22 protein-coding genes and 1 tRNA gene are annotated in these 19,204 nt (G+C 57.8%); 17 read left to right on the forward strand and 6 right to left on the reverse strand.

Annotation, left to right across the window (positions count from 1 at the left end; translation table 11 throughout):
- The first annotated feature begins 492 nt into the window (after positions 1 to 492).
- On the forward strand, positions 493 to 1,329 hold the full coding sequence (locus GXX95_09275) for a metal-dependent hydrolase (protein NLT38332.1): 837 nt from the start codon (positions 493 to 495) through the stop codon (positions 1,327 to 1,329).
- A gap of 1 nt (position 1,330) precedes the next feature.
- Here GXX95_09275 and GXX95_09280 read toward each other — a convergent pair whose 3' ends face one another.
- Positions 1,331 to 1,615: an acylphosphatase gene (locus GXX95_09280; protein NLT38333.1), complete on the reverse strand. Its 285-nt coding sequence runs from the start codon at positions 1,613 to 1,615 to the stop codon at positions 1,331 to 1,333.
- A 264-nt stretch (positions 1,616 to 1,879) separates the two neighbouring features.
- On the opposite strand from GXX95_09280, the gene ftsZ (GXX95_09285) reads away from it, so the two are divergent.
- The 10 genes from ftsZ (GXX95_09285) (at position 1,880) to GXX95_09330 (ending at position 10,357) form a co-directional block, all read left to right on the forward strand.
- Positions 1,880 to 3,013 (forward strand): cell division protein FtsZ, encoded by a 1,134-nt coding sequence (ftsZ, locus tag GXX95_09285; GenBank protein NLT38334.1) that lies wholly within the window; start codon positions 1,880 to 1,882, stop codon positions 3,011 to 3,013.
- Positions 3,014 to 3,203: 190 nt separating this feature from the next.
- Positions 3,204 to 4,304, forward strand: coding sequence for a cell division protein FtsZ (gene ftsZ, locus GXX95_09290; GenBank protein NLT38335.1), 1,101 nt, complete (start codon positions 3,204 to 3,206; stop codon positions 4,302 to 4,304).
- Between the two features lie 44 nt (positions 4,305 to 4,348).
- Positions 4,349 to 4,573, forward strand: coding sequence for a protein translocase SEC61 complex subunit gamma (locus GXX95_09295; GenBank protein NLT38336.1), 225 nt, complete (start codon positions 4,349 to 4,351; stop codon positions 4,571 to 4,573).
- Between the two features lie 259 nt (positions 4,574 to 4,832).
- Positions 4,833 to 5,474, forward strand: coding sequence for a transcription elongation factor Spt5 (locus tag GXX95_09300; protein NLT38337.1), 642 nt, complete (start codon positions 4,833 to 4,835; stop codon positions 5,472 to 5,474).
- A gap of 6 nt (positions 5,475 to 5,480) precedes the next feature.
- Positions 5,481 to 5,960 carry a 50S ribosomal protein L11 gene (locus tag GXX95_09305; protein NLT38338.1) on the forward strand — a complete coding sequence of 160 codons (480 nt, stop codon included), beginning with the start codon at positions 5,481 to 5,483 and terminating at the stop codon, positions 5,958 to 5,960.
- A 107-nt stretch (positions 5,961 to 6,067) separates the two neighbouring features.
- Positions 6,068 to 6,706 carry a 50S ribosomal protein L1 gene (locus GXX95_09310; GenBank protein NLT38339.1) on the forward strand — a complete coding sequence of 213 codons (639 nt, stop codon included), beginning with the start codon at positions 6,068 to 6,070 and terminating at the stop codon, positions 6,704 to 6,706.
- An 11-nt stretch (positions 6,707 to 6,717) separates the two neighbouring features.
- The gene (locus GXX95_09315) at positions 6,718 to 7,710 is read left to right on the forward strand and encodes a 50S ribosomal protein L10 (protein ID NLT38340.1); all 993 of its coding nucleotides are present in this window, start codon (positions 6,718 to 6,720) and stop codon (positions 7,708 to 7,710) included.
- A gap of 24 nt (positions 7,711 to 7,734) precedes the next feature.
- Positions 7,735 to 8,046 (forward strand): 50S ribosomal protein P1, encoded by a 312-nt coding sequence (gene rpl12p / locus GXX95_09320; GenBank protein ID NLT38341.1) that lies wholly within the window; start codon positions 7,735 to 7,737, stop codon positions 8,044 to 8,046.
- A 185-nt stretch (positions 8,047 to 8,231) separates the two neighbouring features.
- The gene (locus GXX95_09325) at positions 8,232 to 9,185 is read left to right on the forward strand and encodes an NGG1p interacting factor NIF3 (GenBank protein NLT38342.1); all 954 of its coding nucleotides are present in this window, start codon (positions 8,232 to 8,234) and stop codon (positions 9,183 to 9,185) included.
- Positions 9,182 to 10,357, forward strand: a complete 1,176-nt coding sequence (locus tag GXX95_09330; protein ID NLT38343.1) for an AAA family ATPase — start codon at positions 9,182 to 9,184, stop codon at positions 10,355 to 10,357. Before GXX95_09325 ends, GXX95_09330 begins: the two co-directional genes overlap by 4 nt.
- A 187-nt stretch (positions 10,358 to 10,544) precedes the next feature.
- On the opposite strand, the gene GXX95_09335 is transcribed toward GXX95_09330, so the two are convergent.
- Entirely contained in the window at positions 10,545 to 11,921 is a 1,377-nt protein-coding gene (locus GXX95_09335; protein ID NLT38344.1) for an aldehyde dehydrogenase, read from the reverse strand.
- Between the two features lie 76 nt (positions 11,922 to 11,997).
- Complete coding sequence (locus tag GXX95_09340) at positions 11,998 to 12,351, reverse strand: hypothetical protein (protein NLT38345.1); 354 nt, start codon at positions 12,349 to 12,351, stop codon at positions 11,998 to 12,000.
- A gap of 391 nt (positions 12,352 to 12,742) precedes the next feature.
- Between GXX95_09340 and GXX95_09345 the strand changes: the two genes are divergently transcribed.
- Positions 12,743 to 13,798, forward strand: a complete 1,056-nt coding sequence (locus tag GXX95_09345) for a M20 family metallopeptidase (GenBank protein NLT38346.1) — start codon at positions 12,743 to 12,745, stop codon at positions 13,796 to 13,798.
- On the opposite strand, the gene asnS is transcribed toward GXX95_09345, so the two are convergent.
- A complete protein-coding gene (gene asnS / locus GXX95_09350) occupies positions 13,789 to 15,081 on the reverse strand; it encodes an asparagine--tRNA ligase (protein ID NLT38347.1) in 1,293 nt (430 codons plus the stop codon). The genes GXX95_09345 and asnS overlap by 10 nt on opposite strands.
- Before the next feature lie 117 nt (positions 15,082 to 15,198).
- Here asnS and GXX95_09355 point away from each other — a divergent pair, with 117 nt between their 5' ends.
- From GXX95_09355 to GXX95_09375, 5 genes are all read left to right on the forward strand, one after another.
- Entirely contained in the window at positions 15,199 to 15,657 is a 459-nt protein-coding gene (locus tag GXX95_09355) for a GNAT family N-acetyltransferase (GenBank protein NLT38348.1), read from the forward strand.
- A gap of 120 nt (positions 15,658 to 15,777) precedes the next feature.
- A complete protein-coding gene (locus GXX95_09360; protein ID NLT38349.1) occupies positions 15,778 to 15,945 on the forward strand; it encodes a hypothetical protein in 168 nt (55 codons plus the stop codon).
- Between the two features lie 89 nt (positions 15,946 to 16,034).
- Entirely contained in the window at positions 16,035 to 16,382 is a 348-nt protein-coding gene (locus GXX95_09365; GenBank protein ID NLT38350.1) for an Lrp/AsnC family transcriptional regulator, read from the forward strand.
- 43 nt (positions 16,383 to 16,425) lie between these two features.
- Positions 16,426 to 16,680 (forward strand): UPF0147 family protein, encoded by a 255-nt coding sequence (locus GXX95_09370; protein NLT38351.1) that lies wholly within the window; start codon positions 16,426 to 16,428, stop codon positions 16,678 to 16,680.
- A gap of 55 nt (positions 16,681 to 16,735) precedes the next feature.
- Positions 16,736 to 16,810, forward strand: a tRNA-Gly gene (locus GXX95_09375).
- On the opposite strand, the gene GXX95_09380 is transcribed toward GXX95_09375, so the two are convergent.
- Together GXX95_09380 and GXX95_09385 are read right to left on the reverse strand one after the other, a co-directional pair.
- Positions 16,811 to 17,968 carry a site-specific integrase gene (locus GXX95_09380; protein ID NLT38352.1) on the reverse strand — a complete coding sequence of 386 codons (1,158 nt, stop codon included), beginning with the start codon at positions 17,966 to 17,968 and terminating at the stop codon, positions 16,811 to 16,813.
- 17 nt (positions 17,969 to 17,985) lie between these two features.
- The gene (locus GXX95_09385; GenBank protein NLT38353.1) at positions 17,986 to 18,444 is read right to left on the reverse strand and encodes a hypothetical protein; all 459 of its coding nucleotides are present in this window, start codon (positions 18,442 to 18,444) and stop codon (positions 17,986 to 17,988) included.
- Positions 18,445 to 19,204: the final 760 nt, after the last annotated feature.

The raw sequence follows: 19,204 nt of genomic DNA on the forward strand, positions 1-19,204 counted from the left end.
TAAAGGGCCGGATGGCTGAATCATCACGAAGTTAATTCAATAATTAACGGATTTTTTTCAAACCTTTGGGCCAATTCTGAGGCTGGCGCAGATCAGGTCGTCATTACGCTCAACGCTGGGGCTCTAACGGAGGATCGTGGGACCTGGTCCCAGCCTATTGTCCCTTTTTATTAGCTGAACATAAAAGCTTTATAAAGGCATATAAATACTTAGGCCAGGTGTCTGTCTGGCCAAGCATGAGAACATTATTGCTTACACGTCCTTTGGCGAGGGGCTTGACAAACGGTCGGTCCCACTAGCTCTCGAGAGGACGTATTCCGAACTCGAGCGGTTCTCTGGTCTGGTCTGCCGCCCAGAGGGGGGCAAGGAGGCAGTGCCCCTATTTGATTCCAGCAAGCGTGTGTGCACCGAGGCCAGGAAACCTCGGCACGTGGAGGCCGTGATAACCAATACCGCCGAAGAGTTGAAGGCCGCGAGGTTTTTGCATTGAGCATTGTCCCAATTTACGATAACCACTTCCATCTGCAGCCCTCCGGGCGAGGCGTGGATGCCTTGCGTGACTTCTCCAAGGCCGGGGGTACCCATGCCATGCTTTGCCATCTGCCGTATGCCGAGGTCCCCATATCTTCTGCAGAGGACTTCTCCCGCTCCTACGAGATAACGATCGGTATGGCCGAACGGGGCAACGCTGAGACGGAGGTAAGGGTGTTCACTTGTGTGGGGCCATACCCAGTGCTCCTCCTTGGCCTGGCGGAGAGATACGGCCTGCCACGTGCGGTGGAGATCATGAAAGGAGGGATGGAGGGGGCGCAGAGGCTGGTAAAGGAAGGGAAGGCCGTGGCCATCGGTGAGATCGGTCGTCCCCATTTCCCGGTGCCCCCTGAGATCTGGGATGCTTCCAATGATATCATGCGCTATGGCATGGAACTGGCAAAGGAGGCCTCGTGCCCCGTGGTCCTGCATACTGAGAGCAGCGACCCAGCGGTCATGTTGGACCTGGCAACTCATGCGGATCGTGCAGGGATCGCCCGGGACAAGGTGGTCAAGCATTATTCGCCGCCACTAGTGCTCAGCGAGGAGAACCATGGACTGTTCCCATCAGTGCTGGCGAGCAGGACGTCAGTGAGGGAGGCGCTGAGCAAGGGGGACCGCTTTGTGCTCGAGACCGACTTCCTGGACGAGCCCAGTCGGCCAGGGGCGGTCATGAACATCAACACCGTTCCCAAGCGCACCAAGGCACTCCTCGCCTCCGGAGAGCTTACCGAGGAAAGGGCCTTCCGGATCCACAAGGACAATCCTGAACGCATCTACGGAATTATCATCGAATGAGCTAATGACGGATGGAGAAAGAGTCGAACTCCCCCGTTGGTTTCTCCCACCTGACGTCACATTTCTTCACCACGGCCAAGGGGTGCTCCGTGCACAGTCTATGGATGACACCTTCGATGGCGTCTTGGTCACCTTCGAGGACCGCCTCCACCGACCCGTCAGGTAGGTTCCTGACCCATCCACAGACCCCTGCCGAGATCGCATAACGTCTGGTGTAGGCGCGGAACGACACGCCCTGAACCGTTCCCTCGAATCGGGCCTTTGCTCTTACAGGCATTGCTCCCATGATGGCAGGGTTGTATGTAAATTCCTTTCCTGTGTCGAGGGAATCAACTTTCGAGGTGTGAGGGACCGTCCTGAATCATAGGTACGAGCGTCTCAAAGCTCATGCGGCGATGAATTTGATCGGACCGGGGAGCGTCTACGCCAGTCGGCTGTCTGACACTGGCAGCACATGCTTATAAGCTTTTTTATTGAGTGCGATAATTATAAAGTTCTGGGTCAATGTATTAATAGTTAAAATCACCATTTCGCTTAGTAGGGATGCACTATGAAATCTTTGGTCGAAGAAGCGTTAGCTAGAGAAAGCGCTGCGGCTACACCGTTCGGGCCAACGGTCGGGTCGTCTAGGACTATCGGTCAACAATCAAGCTCTGCCGACGCGGAACTGTTAGATCTGCTGCAGAAGTTGAAAACAAATATCAAGATCATCGGCTGCGGTGGTGGGGGTTCCAACACCATCAACCGCATCGCTCAGGAAGGAATATCCGGAGCTGAGCTGTACGCTGCCAACACCGATGCCCAGCATCTTCTGGCCGTCCGGGCTCCGCACAAGATACTTCTGGGAAGGCGCTCCACCCGCGGTCTAGGCGCAGGCGCGCTTCCGAAGGTAGGTGAGGAGTCGGCAATGGAGGCGGAGGAGGAGCTCCGCAAGGCGCTACTTGACGCCAATATCGTCTTCGTCACTGCAGGCATGGGGGGAGGCACTGGTACTGGCTCCGCTCCCTATGTCGCCAAGATCGCCAAGGACATAGGTGCCCTGACCATCGCTGTTACCACCATACCATTCAGGGGAGAGGGGAAGATGAGGATGGAGAACGCAGAGTGGGGTCTGGACCGCTTGAGGAACAACGCTGACACTGTTATCGTCATCCCCAACGACAGGTTGCTGGAGCTTTGCCCCCGTCTGTCCATCAACGCCGCCTTCAAGGTGGCGGACGAGGTATTGATGAGGGCCATCAAGGGGATCACCGAGCTCATCACCAAGCCTGGACTGGTCAACCTGGACTTCAACGATGTGAAGACCATCATGAAGGGCGCGGGCGTGGCCATGATCGGCCTGGGAGAGTCCACCGGTCAGACCGAGGACCGGGCCCAAGAAGCTATCGAGGATGCTCTCAACTCCCCCCTATTGGACGTGGACATTGCCGGAGCATCCGGTGTTCTTGTTAATGTGATCGGAGGGGCGGACATGACCATATCCGAAGCGCAGAAGGTGGCAGAGGTCCTCCAGAGCAAGGTGCAGCCCACAGCACGCATCATATGGGGTGCGGCCATTGATCCTGCCCTGGAGCACAAGATCAGGGTCATGGTTGTGATCACGGGTGTGAAGTCCAAGCAGATCTTGGGCAAGGCCAGAGAGACCGCTCGGCTGAAGGAAACGGATATCGACCTCATCAAGTAAGGGTCAATCGAAGCTAGCATAGCGCACCTCCCTATAGGCCGGGGCACACCCCTCCGGCCTCTTTTTTATTCCCCCAGACAGCCAGTGTTAGGGGGAACAGCACCGAAACCTTTTAACGTAGAAATGCTTCTTAGCCTTTGCCCGGGCATCCAGTGGTCGCTCTAGCTGGCTTGGCCCAGGAGGGCTTATAATGAAATCATTCCTCAGTGATGCCATATCCCGCGCAAGTGCCCAAGGCGGAGACATTAATTCACCGTTCGATGAGACATCGGCCGACCAGGAACTCGTAAGGATCCTTGAGAGCCTGAGGACGAACATCAAGATCGTCGGCTGCGGTGGTGGGGGTTCCAACACCATCGACCGGTTGTCTGAGGTAGGGATCGTGGGCGCAGATGTCTATGCAGCGAACACCGATGCCCAGCACTTGTTGGCGATACGATCCCCACACAAGATCCTCCTGGGAAGGCGCTCTACACGCGGTCTAGGAGCTGGTGCGTTACCTCATGTTGGCGAAGAGGCGGCAAAGGAGGTCGAGGAGGAGCTGAGGAAGGTCCTTACCGGAACTGACATTGTTTTCGTCACTGCGGGCATGGGTGGAGGCACCGGTACTGGCTCTGCTCCCTTCGTGGCCAAGATGGCCAAGGACATGGGAGCTTTGACCATCGCGGTGGTCACATATCCCTTCAAGGCCGAGGGAGCCATAAGAGCTGAGAACGCGGACTGGGGGATCGAGCGGCTCAGGCAGGCCGCGGATACGGTAATTGTCATCCCCAACGACAAGCTCCTGGAGCTCTGCCCGCGTCTGGCCCTCAATGCGGCGTTCAAGGTTGCCGATGAGGTGTTGGTGCGTGCAATAAAAGGTATCACCGAGCTCATCACCAAGCCCGGGCTGGTTAATTTAGACTTCAACGATCTCAAGACCATCATGAAGGGCGCGGGCGTGGCCATGATCGGTATGGGCGAGGGAGATGACGAGGATCGCGTGGAACATGCCATCAACGAGGCCATCAACTCACCGTTGATCGATGTGGACATATCTGGAGCCACAGGTGCGCTGGTGAACGTCACTGGCGGGGAGAACATGAGCATCTCCGAGGCGGAGAAGGTCGCGGAGATCATACAGAGCAGGGTATCCGCGAACGCGCGCATCATATGGGGTGCGGCGGTCGACCCTGCCCTTAAGGACATGGTCCGGGTCATGGTTGTGGTCACCGGCGTGAAGTCCAAGAACATCATCGGTCCCCGCGAGGACCGGTCCAAAAAAATCGTAGACGTCGACTTTATTAAGTAGATGTCTCTAACGATACGGCGCATCACTACAAAAATGGTGTCATTATGGACGTAGTGGAAAAGTCCTGGGAAGTCCAAAAGGACATAGAGGAACGGGTCAGGAAGATCGGAAAGGGCAAGTACGGTCGAGTCATAAAGATGGCCCGTAAGCCCTCTCATGAGGAATACATGAAGGTCATCCAGATCACTGGCCTGGGCCTCCTTCTGATCGGGGGCGTAGGCTTCCTGATCTACTGGCTCATGACATATCTGCCTACGTACTTCGGTTAATCAAACATGTTCGGGAATGATGGAAATGAGAGATGATCAACAGGCTGCCGCTCCCTCCTCGGAGGGGTCGGGTATGATATCGTTCATCGGTGAGGGCGGCGAGTCCAAGGTACCCGCTTCCGGCATGACCACCTGGAACATTCAGGTGAAGAGCAAGGAGGCAGCCAAGAAGAAGGTCCGGATGAAGGTAGGATTGGAGACCATCCCTGAGGACGCTGCAGAATGGTCGATCCGTCTTTACGATGCCACCGGGGGCTCCATGTTCGACACTCATAGCTCCCAATCACAACCTGAGTTCGATTTCTTCCTCGAGGGTGCCAGGCCCAAGGAGCTTCGCCTGGAGGCGCACGCTCCGGTGGGTGCCGCCTACAAGGACAGGGTCACAATAAAGCTGGAAGTATGTCTGGTGGAGTTCCCTACCGAATGCGACCGCTTGGAGTTCGCTGCTGAGGCAAGGCAGTCCATTCTGGCGCTAAAGACCTCCATCGGACACGAGAAGGACGTCGCTGACGGAATCAGCGCCAAGACCAAGTCTGGAAAGTCCGACATATCCGCTATCCTTGCACCCACCAACCTCCGCGGTTACGTGCTCATAGAAGGCATGAACACTGACAGGATGAGGGACACCGTAAAGGGAGTACGGAAGGCGCACAGTTTCGTTGACGGCGAGATGAACTTCGCCGAGATCGACCACTACCTCGCACCCAAGCCCCTGGTCTCCGGGATCATGGAGGGCGACGTGGTGGAGCTGGTGGCAGGACCGTTCAAGGGCGAGAAGGCCAGGGTCCAGAACATCGACGAGGCCAAGGAAGAGATCACCGTGGAGCTGTTCGAGGCCATGGTCCCCATCCCGGTGACGGTCAGAGGAGATCACGTTAGGGTTCTAGAGAAAGATAGGTGAAGCTATATGGCAGATACAGTGGAAGTACTAGTGGAAGGTGGCAGGGCTACCCCCGGCCAGCCGCTCGGACCGGCCCTCGGCCCCCTCGGTGTGAACATCCCCAAGATCGTGGCGGAGATCAACAACAAGACCAGGGCCTTCGATGGAATGAAGGTCCCCGTTAAGATCATCATCGACTCCAAGACCAAGGATTTCGAGATCAAGGTGGGAACGCCCCCGACGTCCTCTCTCATCACCAAGGAACTGGGAGTGGAGAAGGGGAGCGGTTCCTCCAAAACCAACAAGGTCGGTAACCTCAGCATCGCTCAGGCCATAAAGATCGCTCAGATGAAGGGCGATTCCCTGATGGGGAAGGACCTGAAGATGAAGGTCCTGGAGGTCGTGGGAACCTGCACCTCAATGGGCGTCACCATCGAGGGATTGGATTCCAAGGCAGCCCGCACCGAGATACTGGCCGGTAAGTTCGACCAGCAGCTCACCGAGTGAGGCGAGCATAAACCCTTTACAAAAAACTATTTAAAGTATTGTTTTCTTAGGGAGACCTCACTGTAGGAGAGCTTCACTGCTCAATTGCACTACAGGAGGTATGTTATTTGGTAGAGAAGACAACCCTAGCGGCCGTCAAGAAGGCCCTTGAGTCCTCCCCCAAGAGGAACTTCAAGGAGACCGTTGATCTGGCCATCAACCTCAGGGATGTGGACCTGTCTGTTCCCAAGAACAGGATACAGGAAGACGTTGTTCTGCCACATGGAAGGGGGAAGGCGCTTAGGGTCTGCGTCATCGGAGGCGCCGAACTGGCCGCGAAGGCCAGGGACGTCGCCGACATGGTGATCACTCCGGACGAACTGGGGAAGATCGCAGATGACAAGAAGCAGGCCAAGAAGGTCGCCTCTCAGGTCGATTATTTCATCGCCGAGGCCCCCTTGATGCCCCAGATCGGTAAGAGATTGGGTATAGTCCTCGCGCCGAGAGGAAAGATGCCCAAGCCCATACCCCCAGGGGCTGACCCCAGGCCCATTATCGAGAACCTGCGCAAGTCGGTCTCGGTCCGTTCCAAGGACCGCAAGACGTTCCAGGCTCCCGTAGGCACGGTGGACATGGCCCCCGAGCAGATCGCAGAGAACGTCGATGCCATCCTCAAGAGGGTAATCGGCAAGTTGGAGAAAGGAAAGATGAACATTGACTCGGCCTATGTCAAGACGACCATGGGTCCGTCGGAGAGACTGCTCTAGGAGGCTTCGAAATGGCACACGTAGCATCTTGGAAGAAAGAAAAGGTCAAGGAGCTCGCCGACGTCATGGTAAAGAACCCGGTCGTCGCCATCGTCGATATCTATGGCATCCCGTCCCCTCAGATGCAGGACATGCGTCACGGGATGAGGAAGTTCGCCAACGTCATGATGACCAGGAACAATCTCCTCCTGATCGCCATCGATGAGGCAGCGAAGCAGAGGCCTGGCCTGGAGAAGCTGAAGCCGTTGGTCGGCGGGCAGTGCGCTATAGTCGCCACCCCCATGAACCCATTCAAGCTCTTCCAGCAGATGGAGGCTACCAAGTCCAAGGCCCCCGCCAAGCCAGGCGACATCGCCCCAGAGGATATCGTCGTCAAGGAGGGTGAGACGCCCTTCAAGCCCGGCCCCATCGTGGGCGAGCTGCAAAAGGCCGGTATCCCCGCAGCCATCGAGGGCGGCAAGATCGTCATCCGCAAGGACAAGGTCCTGGTAGAGAAAGGCCATAAGGTCCCTGAAGAACTCGCCAAGATCCTTCCTAAGCTCGAGATCCTACCCATGATCGTCGGTATGGATCTAAAGGGCGCTTTCGAGGATGGCATCGTTTACCAGAGGGATATCCTCAACGTCCCGGTTGGCTATTACCCGACCATGCTGGCCACTGCGGCCAGGAACGCAACCGCCTTGGGTGTGAGCATCGTCTACCCCACCAAGCAGACCATCGGTCCACTACTGGGCAAGGCCTATCGTGGCGCCTCTGCCGTTGGTGTCAAGGCGGCTATCCCCACAAAGGACACTATCGGTCCCCTCCTGGCGAAGGCCAGGGCAGAGATGCTTGCCATCGCCGCCCAGGTCCCCGGGCTGGAGGATGACCGTTTGAAGCAGCAGCTCACCGTGGCTGCCGCGCCTGCGCCTCAGGAAAAGAAGGTAGAGAAGAAAGAGGAAGAGAAGAAGCCCGAGGTCAGCGAGGAAGAAGCTGCTGCAGGCCTTAGTGCTTTATTCGGATGAGAACTATTCAATGGAGGAATAAAAATGGAGTACATATACAGCGCCTTGGTCCTTCACGCCGCTGGAAAGACTGTCAACGAGGATGCGATTGCGAACGTCCTGAAGAGCGCCGGTGTTGAGCCGGACGCCGCCAGGGTAAAGGCTCTCACGGCCTCCCTCGAGGGCGTTAACATCGACGAGGCCATCGCCTCCGCCGCTGTCGCCGCCGCTCCCGCTGCCGCAGCCCCTGCTGCCGCGGCCCCAGCCGAGCACAAGGAGAAGAAGAAGGAAGAAGAGAAGAAGCCGGAAGTCAGCGAGGAGGAAGCCGCCGCTGGACTTTCCGCCCTGTTCGGTTGAACGAGTGAACCGAAACATCTCGGGAGCTTTGCTCCCCCTTACCTAACGGCCTTGCGGCCCCTTTCCAAAATTTTTCCCATTTTTCCCCATCTTTGACCATAGGGACGTGCTGCCAAGCATTCCCTGAAAACGCCCCACCGCCCCAACATGTTATATTGTGGCAGGAGGATTATTCGGCCGATAGCATGCGGTTGTCAGAATACTACCGGTTGGCAGTGGAGGTCGCCATGGAGGCCGATCCCCGGAAGGGGGAGGAGCTCAAGTCCATTCTCCTGCAGACGATCAGGGCGTACGATGCGCTCGATGCCGCCGGCAGGGACATGTTCGATGTCGACAGCCTGTGGAACCCCTACGCGGACAGCCGCATCCTGAGCGGTGACGGTGATACCGAGGTCTCCACAGCAATGTGGGGTATCGATATCTCCTCGGCGGAGGTCCTCCTCGCCGACCGGCTGCGCGAGAAGGGTAAGAAGATCGACGCCATCATCAGCCACCATCCCCACGGCCGAGCGCATGCTTCATTGTACAAGGTCATGCCTGTACAGGAGAGTATGATGCGCTCCTGGGGCGTGCCGGTGACGATAGCGGAGGACATACTGGGGCCGAGGATGCATGAGGTCATGTGCGCCTTGCACTCACAAAACCATGCCCAGACCGTGGACGCCTGCCGCCTCCTGGATATGCCCTACATGTGCCTGCATCAGCCCTGCGATCTACTGGGCCAGCAGTTCATGCAGCGGCTGGTCGACGAGAAGGAGCCTGAGCGTCTGGGTGACCTGCTGGACCTTCTCGCTACCCTACCTGAATACCAGCACGCCACCAGGGAATGCAATCCCCCGGCCATCTTCGTCGGTGGCCGCGATCGCAAGGCCGGCAGCATCGCCGTTAAGTTCGCCGGGGGCACGGCCGCGCCCAAAGAGATGTACGAGCAACTGTCCCGCTCGGGCATCGGGACGGTCATGTGCATGCACGCGCCAGAGAGCCATAGGGAGGAAGCGAGGAAGCATCACATCAATCTGGTGGTGGCCAGCCACATGGCCTCCGACTCCCTGGGGACGAACCTGTTGGCCGACCGCTTCGAGGAACGCGGGCTGGAGATCATTCCCTGCTCGGGATACGTCCGGGTGAGGCACCAGTGACCGCACCTCACGCGGGCAGGGCGGCCAGGGTGCTCAAGGACCCCTCCAAGCTCTCCTTCGACTACGTACCCGAAAAGCTGGTCCACAGGGAGAAGCAGATGGACCGGCTGTGGATGATGTTCCGCCCGGTACTGGAATCAGGGGTGTCGCAGACCGCCTTCCTTATCGGCAACGTAGGTACCGGTAAGACAGCCACCAGCAAGCGCTTCTGCCTGGACCTCATAAAGGAGGGGACGAACATGGGCAAGGCCATGGACTTCATCGTGGTCAACTGCCGTCAGCGCAACACGGAGTCCAGCGTGCTGCTTCGCCTGGTGACCCACTTCGATGAGCGCTTCCCGGACCGGGGCTTCTCCACCGCGGAGATGTTGCGGACCCTGCACAAGCATCTCGACCGTTTGAAGGTACATTTCGTGGTGGTGCTTGACGAGGCGGACGTGCTCTTGCGAAAGGGCGTGGGGGACCTGATATATCTGCTTTCACGCTTCGATGAGGAAAAGATCGGGGGGAAGGCCTCGATGTCCCTGATCCTGATCTCCCAGAAGTACCTATTGGACATGCTGGACCCGGCGTCCATGTCCACCTTTCGGAGGGCCAATGCCATCATCTTCGACAAATACACTACGGAGGAGCTGAAGGACATCGTGGCCTCGCGCGTGCCCCTGGCGTTCTATCCGGGCACGGTGCCGCAGAGCACCATCGAACTGATCGCAGATGCCTCGGGGGAGCTAGGGGACGCGCGCTTCGCCATCGAGATACTCGAGAAGGCGGGGATGTTGGCCGAGGAGGAAGGAAGCCAGGTGGTCACCCCGGAGAACGTGCGCACTGCCAAGGCGCTCACATACAACGTGGTGACCAGCTCCAAGATCGAGGTCCTCGACGTCCAGAAGAAATTGGTGCTGTTGGCGGTGGCCCGGGCGTCCCGGGAGCAGGCCTACGTGACCACACGGGAGGTGGAGACCGCCTACAAGGTCGCCGCCGAGGAGTACGGGGAGCGGCCTCGCGGCCATACGCAGTTCTGGGCGTACCTGCAACAGCTGGCGAACGAGGGGCTGGTGGAGACGAAGGTCACCGGCGATCCTTCCGGAGGGAGGACGACTTACATCTCGGTCCCCGACATGCCCGTGAAGGTGCTGCGGGAAATTTTAGAGGGGATGCTCGGCGACCGTTGAGCCCGCAGGGGCGTTCGTTCCTGCGTAGAAGGATCGCCAGGAGCAAGGCATGGCACCTTTTGGAAGGTAATTCAGGACATGCTATTTGGCGGCCACTGGGAACCTAACCTCAAGGAAGTGTTCATGATGGCTCGAAACGTCCTAAATGGCCGCAGCCGTCAGAACACATCTCTCCTTAGATGTTCGATCAGGAGAACCAGTGGACACGGGGCTCCGGGGAGCGGTTTATCACCAGCATCTGCTTCTTGGTGAACATCTGTAGGCGGGACATCGAGGACGGTATGCTGCTCTGCTTCCATCCCTGGAAGTACTCTCCACCGGGCAGGGTGCGGACGCACTCGTTCACCCACACGTTCCCGACCTCCAGCTGCCGGGCGATGAACTCGCCTTTCTGGCAGTCCCGCGTCCACACCGTTGCCCCCAGGCCGTAGGGGGAGTTGTTGGCCAGGGCAACGGCCTCGAGGTCTGTGCGCACCGCGCGCACCGGGCACACCGGTCCGAAGGTCTCATTGTGCACCACGGACAACCGGTCGTCGGAGTGCCGCAGCACCGTGGGCTGGTAGAAGAAACCGGGCCCCGGAAGGGCGTGCCCTCCGCACAGGAGCTCGGCACCACCCCTGATCGCCTCATCCACCGCCCTCATCACCTTATCCCGTGACTCCTCGCGGATGAGCGGGCCGATGTCCTTCTCCACGTTCAGGCGGGTGGCGATGTCTACGAGACGGTCCACAAGTTCCTCGGCGATGTCCTCGTGGACGTAGACGCGCTTTATGCGGATACATATCTGCCCGCCCCGGCTGAACGTACCATAGGCGATGCCCCTCGCCGCGATCTCCACGTCCGCGTCACCGCAGACGATCGCCGCATCGTTGCCTGACAGCTCCAGTATCAGGGGCTTTATCCCCGCATTGCGGGTGATGTCCAGCCCTGTGCTCATTCCTCCAGTGAACGCCAGGGCGTCAACGTCTGAGGTCACCAACATCCTACCCACCTCCGGGCCCCCGATCACCGGGACGTACAGGTCCCGGGGGTAGCCGGCCTCGTGGACCAGTTCCGCGATCCTCAGCCCCGTTCCGGTGCACAGTTCTGAAGGCTTGTACACCACCGCGTTCCCGGTCAGGAGAGCGGGTATCGCCGTGATCATGGTCTGCCAGAAGGGGAAGTTCCACACGCCGATATGACCCAGCACCCCGTGGGGATGCAGGGACAGCCGAGCCGTGGTATCGGTCCAGGTCGCGGGGCAGGGGTATTCCATGTCCTGCAGCTGCGAGGCTTCGGACACATAGTGGTCCACGCCTGCCAGCACGCTGTTGTAGGCCGCCCGCAGCGCGTTTGCGGGGATGCCCACCTCCTCGTGCATCAGCCCCACGACCTCGTCCATCCTGCGGCGGCACACCGCCTCCAGCTCCTTGACCGCGGAGACCCGCTGCTCGAGTGTGGTCCCAGAGAACCATTGTCTCTGGGCTGACCTTGCCCGGCCCTCCGCGTCCCTCAGCTGGGAGGAAGACGTCGGGGCGTAGTCGGAGATCACTGTTCCCGTTCGAGGGTTAATGGAGCGGACCATACCAAATCATCCTACTACGCGCAGGACTAATGAACCTTGGCATTTGACGGGCGATCGGTCGCCTCTCGCCCCCTGATCACCACAGGGCGATGCCCGTAGCCATGCCTTCCTTGTTGTACGCCCGTGCCAGCATCAGAGCGTCGACAGCGCTGGCAATCAGTATGAAGAGCAGGAATACGTACAATAAGGCGGCCACGCCGCTGTTGACGATGCCTGATAGAAGGGAGGACTCACGGAAGATGAGCATGATAGCGGCTATGCCCCCGATCACGAGGAACGGTATCCCTCGTAGAGGCCTGCCCACGTAGAAGTGGCCTATGCCGAAAAGCCCGATAATTCCAGGAATTACAGATAATCCCAAGGTAACCAGCGGATCCTTGAAGGGCTTACGCAGTTGCGGCGCCTGGTTCGCGCAATCCGTTGAGTTCATGAACCTGGACCGATGCACGGCTATTTACAGGTAGTTGGCCCCGCGGGCGAGGCGCTGGGGTCAATGCATCTCAGAGCGTCGAAGGACCTACTTCTCATGAAGACCACAATCCCACACAAAGGATATTATCCGTCCAGGGAGTTCCTCGAGCGCTCATGAAGCTCTCCCTCTTGCACTGTACCCGCCCTGATACGGGTGCCGAGATGGTCTGTTATGGAGGACAGGAGACGTCCGTCCGTAACGTGAGTGCTATAGACGAAAGCGTAGCATTGCGCCTACTTCATCTGGCAGGTGTGAGGGGTCCCCGTGACTGCGTTGTCCTGGCTGCCAGAATTACCGGTCAGCGGGTCGGGGCGACGATGAGAAGGTCACCTTGCGAGGATGTGATCCAATGAAAGAGAAAGTACTAGACACACTGCAGGACCTCCTGGCCATGGAGAGCGACCTTCACTGTGACATGAGCACAATCATCCGTTATACCCGGCGCCGGCTGGAGGCCGTGGGGATGCGGGTGAAGCAGGTAGGTCCCGAAAGGTATCCGGCTCTCCTCGCTACTTATGGCAAGAACGGCATGCTGTTCTCCGGGCACCTCGACACCGTTCCCTTGGGTTCCAACTGGGCGATGTTCCAGGGCGAGATCGACGGCAACCGCATCTATGGCCGAGGGACCACGGACATGAAGGGGGCCTGCGCCGCCATGATCGAGGCCGCCGGGGACCTGGTGAAGGAGGATGTCCCTTTCAGCATCTGCCTGACCACGGATGAGGAGGAACAGATGGAAGGGGTGACCGCCCTTGTCAAGGAGGATGTGGTCCGCAAGGCCAAGGGCGTGCTCATCATGGAACCGACGGAGCTGGCCCCGGCGTACCGAGAGAAGGGGGTGTACCGCTTCCGGCTCACCACCCGGGGCCGGGCCGCCCATGCGAGCCAGCCCTGGCTGGGGGACGATGCCGTACTGAAGATGCACTACTGCCTCGGCCGCCTGCTGGACCTTGCCGAGATCTCCTCTCAGAGATCGACGGGCATGACCATGTGCTTCTCCACCATACAGGGAGGGAACAAGAACAACGTGGTCTCCGACCATTGCACCGTGGAGGTCGACGTCCGGTATCCCTCCACTCAGACCACCAACGATATCGAGGACATCATCGTAAACAGACTTAGGGGAGAGGTCTACGAGATGGATGTGGAGTACACCATCGGCGCGTTCGAGTCCGATCCCGGTTCGGAGATCAGCAGGGTCCTGTCTGACTTCCTGGGCACGGACCCCATCGTTGTGCCTTATGCCACGGAGGCGCCCCACTTTGCCGCGGTGAACCCTCATGTTTATATCTGCGGCCCCGGCGATCCTAAGCTTGCTCATATAATCGACGAGTATGTGGAGATACAGGAGCTGGAGGAGGCGCACGACTTGATCGTGCACCTCGCCAAGTATGTTCAGGGGTAGGCGCGAGAGACCGTGCGCGGGAACGGTATGGCGTCCCGGATATGCTCCAGGTCGCAAAGGAACTTGACCACCCTCTCGATCCCCAGGCCGAACCCGGAGTGCGGCACCGATCCGTAGCGGCGGAGGTCCAGGTACCACTCGTATGCCTCCGTGCACAATCCCTGCTCCTTAATGCGAGCGAGCATCTTGCCGAGGTCCACCTCTCTCTCCGATCCTCCGATTATCTCCCCGAAGCCGGCAGGCGCCAGCAGGTCCGCGCAGGCGTACGTCCGGGGGTCCTCCTCATCCTCCTTCATGTAGAAGGGCTTGCACTCTTTGGGGAAGTTGGTCACGAAGACCGGAACCACCTCGTCGGCGGTGATGGCCCGTTCCTCCGGTGCACCCAGGTCGCATCCCCAGGTTATCTCATGCCCTAGGGCCTGGAGCTTCTCGATGGCCTGAGAGTAGGTCATCCGCTTGAACGGTGCCTCTATCGCTTCCAGCAGGCCGATGTCCTTCCTCAGGTGCACCAGCTCGTCCCTGGTGTCGAGCAATGCCCTCTTCACCATGGCTGTGACCAGCTGCTCCTGGACCTCCATGTTCTTCCTGTAGTCGATCCACGCCGCCTCCAACTCCAGGTGCCAAAACTCGGTGAGATGCCTGCTGGTCCGTGATTTCTCGGCGCGGAAGGAGGGGGCCAGAGAGTAGACCCGCTCAAGGGAGAAGATCAGCGCCTCCAGGTACATCTGGGAGCTCTGGCTCAGGAACACCTCGCGGTCGAAGTAGTTCAGCTTGAACAGCGTGGTACCACCCTCGCAGGCGTTCTGGGTCAGCATGGGGGGCGTGACCTCCGTGAATCCGTTCTCCCGCAGCCAGTCCCTGGCACCGGCCATGACCGCGGCCTTGACCTTCATGACCGCGGTCTGCTCCCGGGAGCGGATCCACAGATGCCGCTGATCGAGGAGTAGCTCCTCGCTCTGGTATTCGGTGATGGGGAACGGCTGGGCGGAGCCCAGTACTCTGAACGCGGAGGCCCTCAGCTCCTTCCCGCCGGGAGCGCGTTTGTCGTCGAACAACCTCCCTTGCAACACGACGGAGGACTCCACCGTCGCGCCCTGAGCGGCCTCGAACTCGGGGTCCGGAAGGTTCCCCTTCTTCACCGTGACCTGGATGATCCCCGAGGAATCCCTCAGAACGAGGAAAACGATGGCCCCGCTGGACCTGGCCCGGTATATCCAGCCCCGTGCCTCGACCTCGCTGTCGGATGGCAGGTGTAGGAGATTGCTGATCGGAAGGAACCTCATGCTCATTCAAACTCGGTTCAACTATCTTTTTATTTCGCCCTGCCAGGTGGCCATCGATAACGGCCATGCAACCTTCCCGAGGCATATATTCGCTGATCATTCAAAAGTGAATTAACGATGTTCTTGCTATGCGTTTTCGTGATGATCAGGACTGCGGGGATCGAGGACCTGCCGATACTGCAGCAGATCGAGAACATCTGCTTCGGAGATGAGCGCTATTCCGCCGAGGACCTGGCTGCCATCCTGGAGGAGAATGGCTTCGAGACGATGCTTGCCGAGGTGGACGGACCTGTGGGGTCTGCCATCGTGAACTATCGCCAAGATCTCATCGCGGCCCAGCTGGTTTCCCTGGCCGTTCTTCCACAGTACAGGGGCCAGGGCATAGCCCATGCCTTGCTGATAGAGGCGGAAAAAAGGGTGAGGGCAAAGGGCGCTCGGAGGATGGTCCTGCAAGTGGAGGCGATAAACGTTCCCGCCATGAACCTCTATCTACACCATGGTTTCACCATCGAGGGCGTCATCGGGGACTATTATGGGCCTGGACGGGATGCGTTCTTCATGATCAAGGCCCTTTGAGCCATAAGTCGCCCTGAAAAACGGAACAGTGCCAGCTCGTCGAGGGGAAAAGCAATATATACCGACCGCAGTATTCGCCGTGCTGTCATCTAACGAGGATGATGGCTCGGGTGAAGGAAGATGGAAGAGACCCTCTGCAACGTTGAATTCATTAAGGACAACAACGACTATATAGCCAGGGTTCAGAGCGAGATTGGCGGGGTCAGAGAGTACCGCAGTTCCTCCCTCGAAGAGGTCCTCGAGCAGGTCATCATCGACCTCCAGGAAGAGTTCGAGACCGCAGGTTGAGCTCCTCTTTTAGGCTTTTAGTAAGAAGGCAGAGGATTCGCTCGTAGAGCATATCATCCACAACTGCAATAAGGTCTTGAGGTATTGAGATGCAAAACAGGGAAAAGTCCGACTACGATTCGGTAATCTCCTCGTATTTCGGGGACGAACAGGTGACAGCCTTGATCAACCTCAAGGTGGAGACCAAGGAGGCCGATGTCATTGCCGAGGCCATTGCACAGAATGACTCTGTCGACGATGTCTACCTGGTAACGGGTGACGTCGACATCGTAGCGGTCGTAAAGTTCGATTCCTACCCTAAGCTCAAGCGCTTCCTCATGGAGACTGTGTCGAGCATCCCGGGTATAAAGGAGAGCAAGACCTCTATGGTAGTGACGACCTTCAAGAAGTACGGCGAGCTAAAGTTCGAGAAGGGAGAGGTCGAATCCTCCGACTAGCTGTGAGGAGCGTAATATATTTCCCCATGAGGGGGTAAAAACTATGGCGGACAATGTTAAGTTGAAGCAAATCATGGACGTGTTGGACCAGTTGGCAGAGGATACCTCTGTTCCCCGCAATATCCGGAGAGGGGCATCGGACGCCAAGGGGCGCCTGCAGGCACCCAACGAGGCCATGGACGTCAAGGCAGCCAGCGCGATCTTCATATTGGATGAGCTGGCCAACGACCCCAACATCCCTCTCCACGGAAGGACGTTGATCTGGAACATCATCAGCCAGCTGGAAACAGTTAAGTGAGCTTTGCTGGGCTCCAAACATTTTAATCACCAATTCGCTATGAGGCTCGAGTAGAGCGGGCGTAGTCTAGCGGTTAGGACTTAAGCTTCCCAAGCTTGAAGCCCGGGTTCGAATCCCGGCGCCCGCACCATTACGCATATCCAGATATCCACGATTTTTTGTCAATCAGGGGGGTATTGGCCTCCGGCGCTGTCGAGACTGTGGCATTACTGCCCCAAACCTTCCTAGCATCGGCGACCGCGGCTTCGTTCTTCTTCCTTGCGTAGTAGGTCTCTGTGGTCCTTGTGTTGGCGTGCCCTAGCATTATGGACACCGTATCGAGTTCTACACCATCGTCTATACCCACCTGGCCGTAGGTCCTACGGCAAGCCCGGAGGTCGAACTTTACCCCGGTCTCCCGCATGACGATGGTGCGTAGCATCGTTGTGCCGTTGATGGAGAAGGAGCCGTCCCCCTTCTTCTTGATATCCTGGATTGCGGGAAAGAGAAGGTCAGTTATGATCCTCTCCTTCTCCAGCTTCTTTGCCCTCACCCTGAGGTAGCGTCGGAGAAAGGCGAGCCCATCGGGATGAATGCAAGCATCCCTAGGCTCTCCATAACGGCCCTTTCCTTTCACCTCCTCGGCGTGGAACACTTGTCTAGCGATGTTGAGGTCCTGCGCCTTTGCGAACCTAAGCTCCTTCGGACGGAGGCCGGAGCAGATCGCTGAGACGCATAGCGCATAGGCTAGCATCCTCCGCCAATCCTTATCCGGTACCTTTCCCGCCGCCTCGATGATAGCTCTACGATCGCTATCCGAGATGGGGGCCAACCTCGCCTTCCGAGAATGTGGGAAGTGTTGTGAGTACTTCCTTTTAGCCTGATCCACCGCACCGTTTCCAATGTAGCGAAGGAGGCCGACCAGGGCATCGAGGTTGTGATCGATACCGCTATCCTGCAACCCTCTTGAACGCAACAGGCTGATGTAGGCCAGCACGTCCAAGTCGTTGAGCTTGTAGGGATTGCAGGTCTTGATTTTCCCAGCATCCTTTAGGACCGTCAAATCCTTGTCCATTCTTCTCATACGCCTCTCTAGTTCCGAATGTGTGGAGACTGCCAGAACTCCACGCATTGTGTTAAGGTAGTTGAGGGCGACGGTCAGGAACGGGTAGCGTCCCATTGACCTCGCCCCCCTGCGGCGACCGGGCCGCCTATTGACCACAGAGGCCCCATGCTTGCTTGCATAGGATACCCCGCGATGATGATGGGCGATGGAGCTGATATTAGCTACGGCTGTTCTGCGGGACATCTAGTACTCCTTTTTTCCTACTGGCTTGCCTCGGTCCCGGCATTCTCAGCGCAATCCATTCCGTCGATGGATTCCTCGTCCCCTTGTGGTAGTTCCGTCGAAGTGGACTCCTCCACACGGAAAGCCCTCTTTATCTCAGCCCTCATTGCCCTACCGACGTCTCCTCCATTTCGAAGCTCCGGAGAGGACTTGATCGCGCTACGCACTGCTCTATACCCCCATATCTTGCCAATATTCCTTGAGACCCTCGCTATCTCCTTCATGACGAGGTAGTCAGATACTCCCGCCCAGGCAATACGAACATGATCGAGCAGTGTCGAGAGCCGCCTCCCCCGTTCAATCTCATACGCGATGTACTGATCGATGCAGGGGATGCAGTTCTTGCAGACGCCCCGCCTCTTGTTATTGTCGCTTCCTGGGCAAATACGGCGCCCGAAGCACGTTCTGTTCGCTTTGCTCTTTGGCTTTTGGTTCAATCCTCCCTTCGACATTGTATGGTGGTCTATGTAGGATTGGCTATAAATGTAATACAGTCACACGCCCGTTGGCTATACCTTTTTCAATGCAAAGTCGTTGCCACATATAGCACGTTACGCGATAGCATGCTTCCAGAACAGTCCATGTTGCGATTGCCTAAGGTGGGATGGGGCCCTTGTTGTGATAGAAGCTACAAAATGAATGCACTTCCGTCCAAAAACCGTTAGTTTTCGTTTACAGGCATGCTATGAACATAGGAGGGGATCAGTGACCGTACGGCCCCTCCGGGGCCGTGATATTGGGCCTAGAGAGTAATTGGCGTATACGCTCATGTTGTGTACGAACCCAATCCTCAAGGATATTGGACCGGAGGTCCAGTTGGCGGACCAATAGGGACGTTAGGATCCTAGAGCTACTTTGTTCCGTTATATCGAGTCTATCCTCATGGAAACGGTCCCAAATGGGACCGTAATGTGTCCTATAGGTCCTATAGGGACACTATAGGTCACTATAGTAGCGTACATAGGTGTAATATTACAGCGAATGTACCCCATGCCGAACGTAAGCCCTAAGGTTTGGACCAATGACGACGGTCACGTTTTATTGGGTAACGACCTATTGGGTCCTAGAGGGTCCGTATGCGTCACCTGACCAGTGACATGTGCGTGCTCCCGCCTTGCAGGCGGGAGCGGTCACGGTGACATTACTAGCGTCCTAAGGGACGCACCCTCCATGACCGATGTAGACCGTTGTCCCTCT

It is taken from the genome of Methanomassiliicoccus sp., from assembly GCA_012719175.1.
GTDB lineage: Archaea > Thermoplasmatota > Thermoplasmata > Methanomassiliicoccales > Methanomassiliicoccaceae > UBA6.

Excerpts from the sequence above, each read along its gene's own strand:
- GXX95_09280 (NLT38333.1), bottom strand. The coding sequence starts at position 1,615 with ATGGGAGCAATGCCTGTAAGAGCAAAGGCCCGATTCGAGGGAACGGTT.
- ftsZ (NLT38334.1), top strand. The coding sequence starts at position 1,880 with ATGAAATCTTTGGTCGAAGAAGCGTTAGCTAGAGAAAGCGCTGCGGCT.
- ftsZ (NLT38335.1), top strand. The coding sequence starts at position 3,204 with ATGAAATCATTCCTCAGTGATGCCATATCCCGCGCAAGTGCCCAAGGC.
- GXX95_09295 (NLT38336.1), top strand. The coding sequence starts at position 4,349 with ATGGACGTAGTGGAAAAGTCCTGGGAAGTCCAAAAGGACATAGAGGAA.
- GXX95_09300 (NLT38337.1), top strand. The coding sequence starts at position 4,833 with ATGTTCGACACTCATAGCTCCCAATCACAACCTGAGTTCGATTTCTTC.
- GXX95_09305 (NLT38338.1), top strand. The coding sequence starts at position 5,481 with ATGGCAGATACAGTGGAAGTACTAGTGGAAGGTGGCAGGGCTACCCCC.
- GXX95_09315 (NLT38340.1), top strand. The coding sequence starts at position 6,718 with ATGGCACACGTAGCATCTTGGAAGAAAGAAAAGGTCAAGGAGCTCGCC.
- rpl12p (NLT38341.1), top strand. The coding sequence starts at position 7,735 with ATGGAGTACATATACAGCGCCTTGGTCCTTCACGCCGCTGGAAAGACT.
- GXX95_09325 (NLT38342.1), top strand. The coding sequence starts at position 8,232 with ATGCGGTTGTCAGAATACTACCGGTTGGCAGTGGAGGTCGCCATGGAG.
- GXX95_09335 (NLT38344.1), bottom strand. The coding sequence starts at position 11,921 with ATGGTCCGCTCCATTAACCCTCGAACGGGAACAGTGATCTCCGACTAC.
- GXX95_09340 (NLT38345.1), bottom strand. The coding sequence starts at position 12,351 with ATGAACTCAACGGATTGCGCGAACCAGGCGCCGCAACTGCGTAAGCCC.
- GXX95_09345 (NLT38346.1), top strand. The coding sequence starts at position 12,743 with ATGAAAGAGAAAGTACTAGACACACTGCAGGACCTCCTGGCCATGGAG.
- asnS (NLT38347.1), bottom strand. The coding sequence starts at position 15,081 with ATGAGGTTCCTTCCGATCAGCAATCTCCTACACCTGCCATCCGACAGC.
- GXX95_09355 (NLT38348.1), top strand. The coding sequence starts at position 15,199 with ATGTTCTTGCTATGCGTTTTCGTGATGATCAGGACTGCGGGGATCGAG.
- GXX95_09360 (NLT38349.1), top strand. The coding sequence starts at position 15,778 with ATGGAAGAGACCCTCTGCAACGTTGAATTCATTAAGGACAACAACGAC.
- GXX95_09365 (NLT38350.1), top strand. The coding sequence starts at position 16,035 with ATGCAAAACAGGGAAAAGTCCGACTACGATTCGGTAATCTCCTCGTAT.
- GXX95_09370 (NLT38351.1), top strand. The coding sequence starts at position 16,426 with ATGGCGGACAATGTTAAGTTGAAGCAAATCATGGACGTGTTGGACCAG.
- GXX95_09380 (NLT38352.1), bottom strand. The coding sequence starts at position 17,968 with ATGTCCCGCAGAACAGCCGTAGCTAATATCAGCTCCATCGCCCATCAT.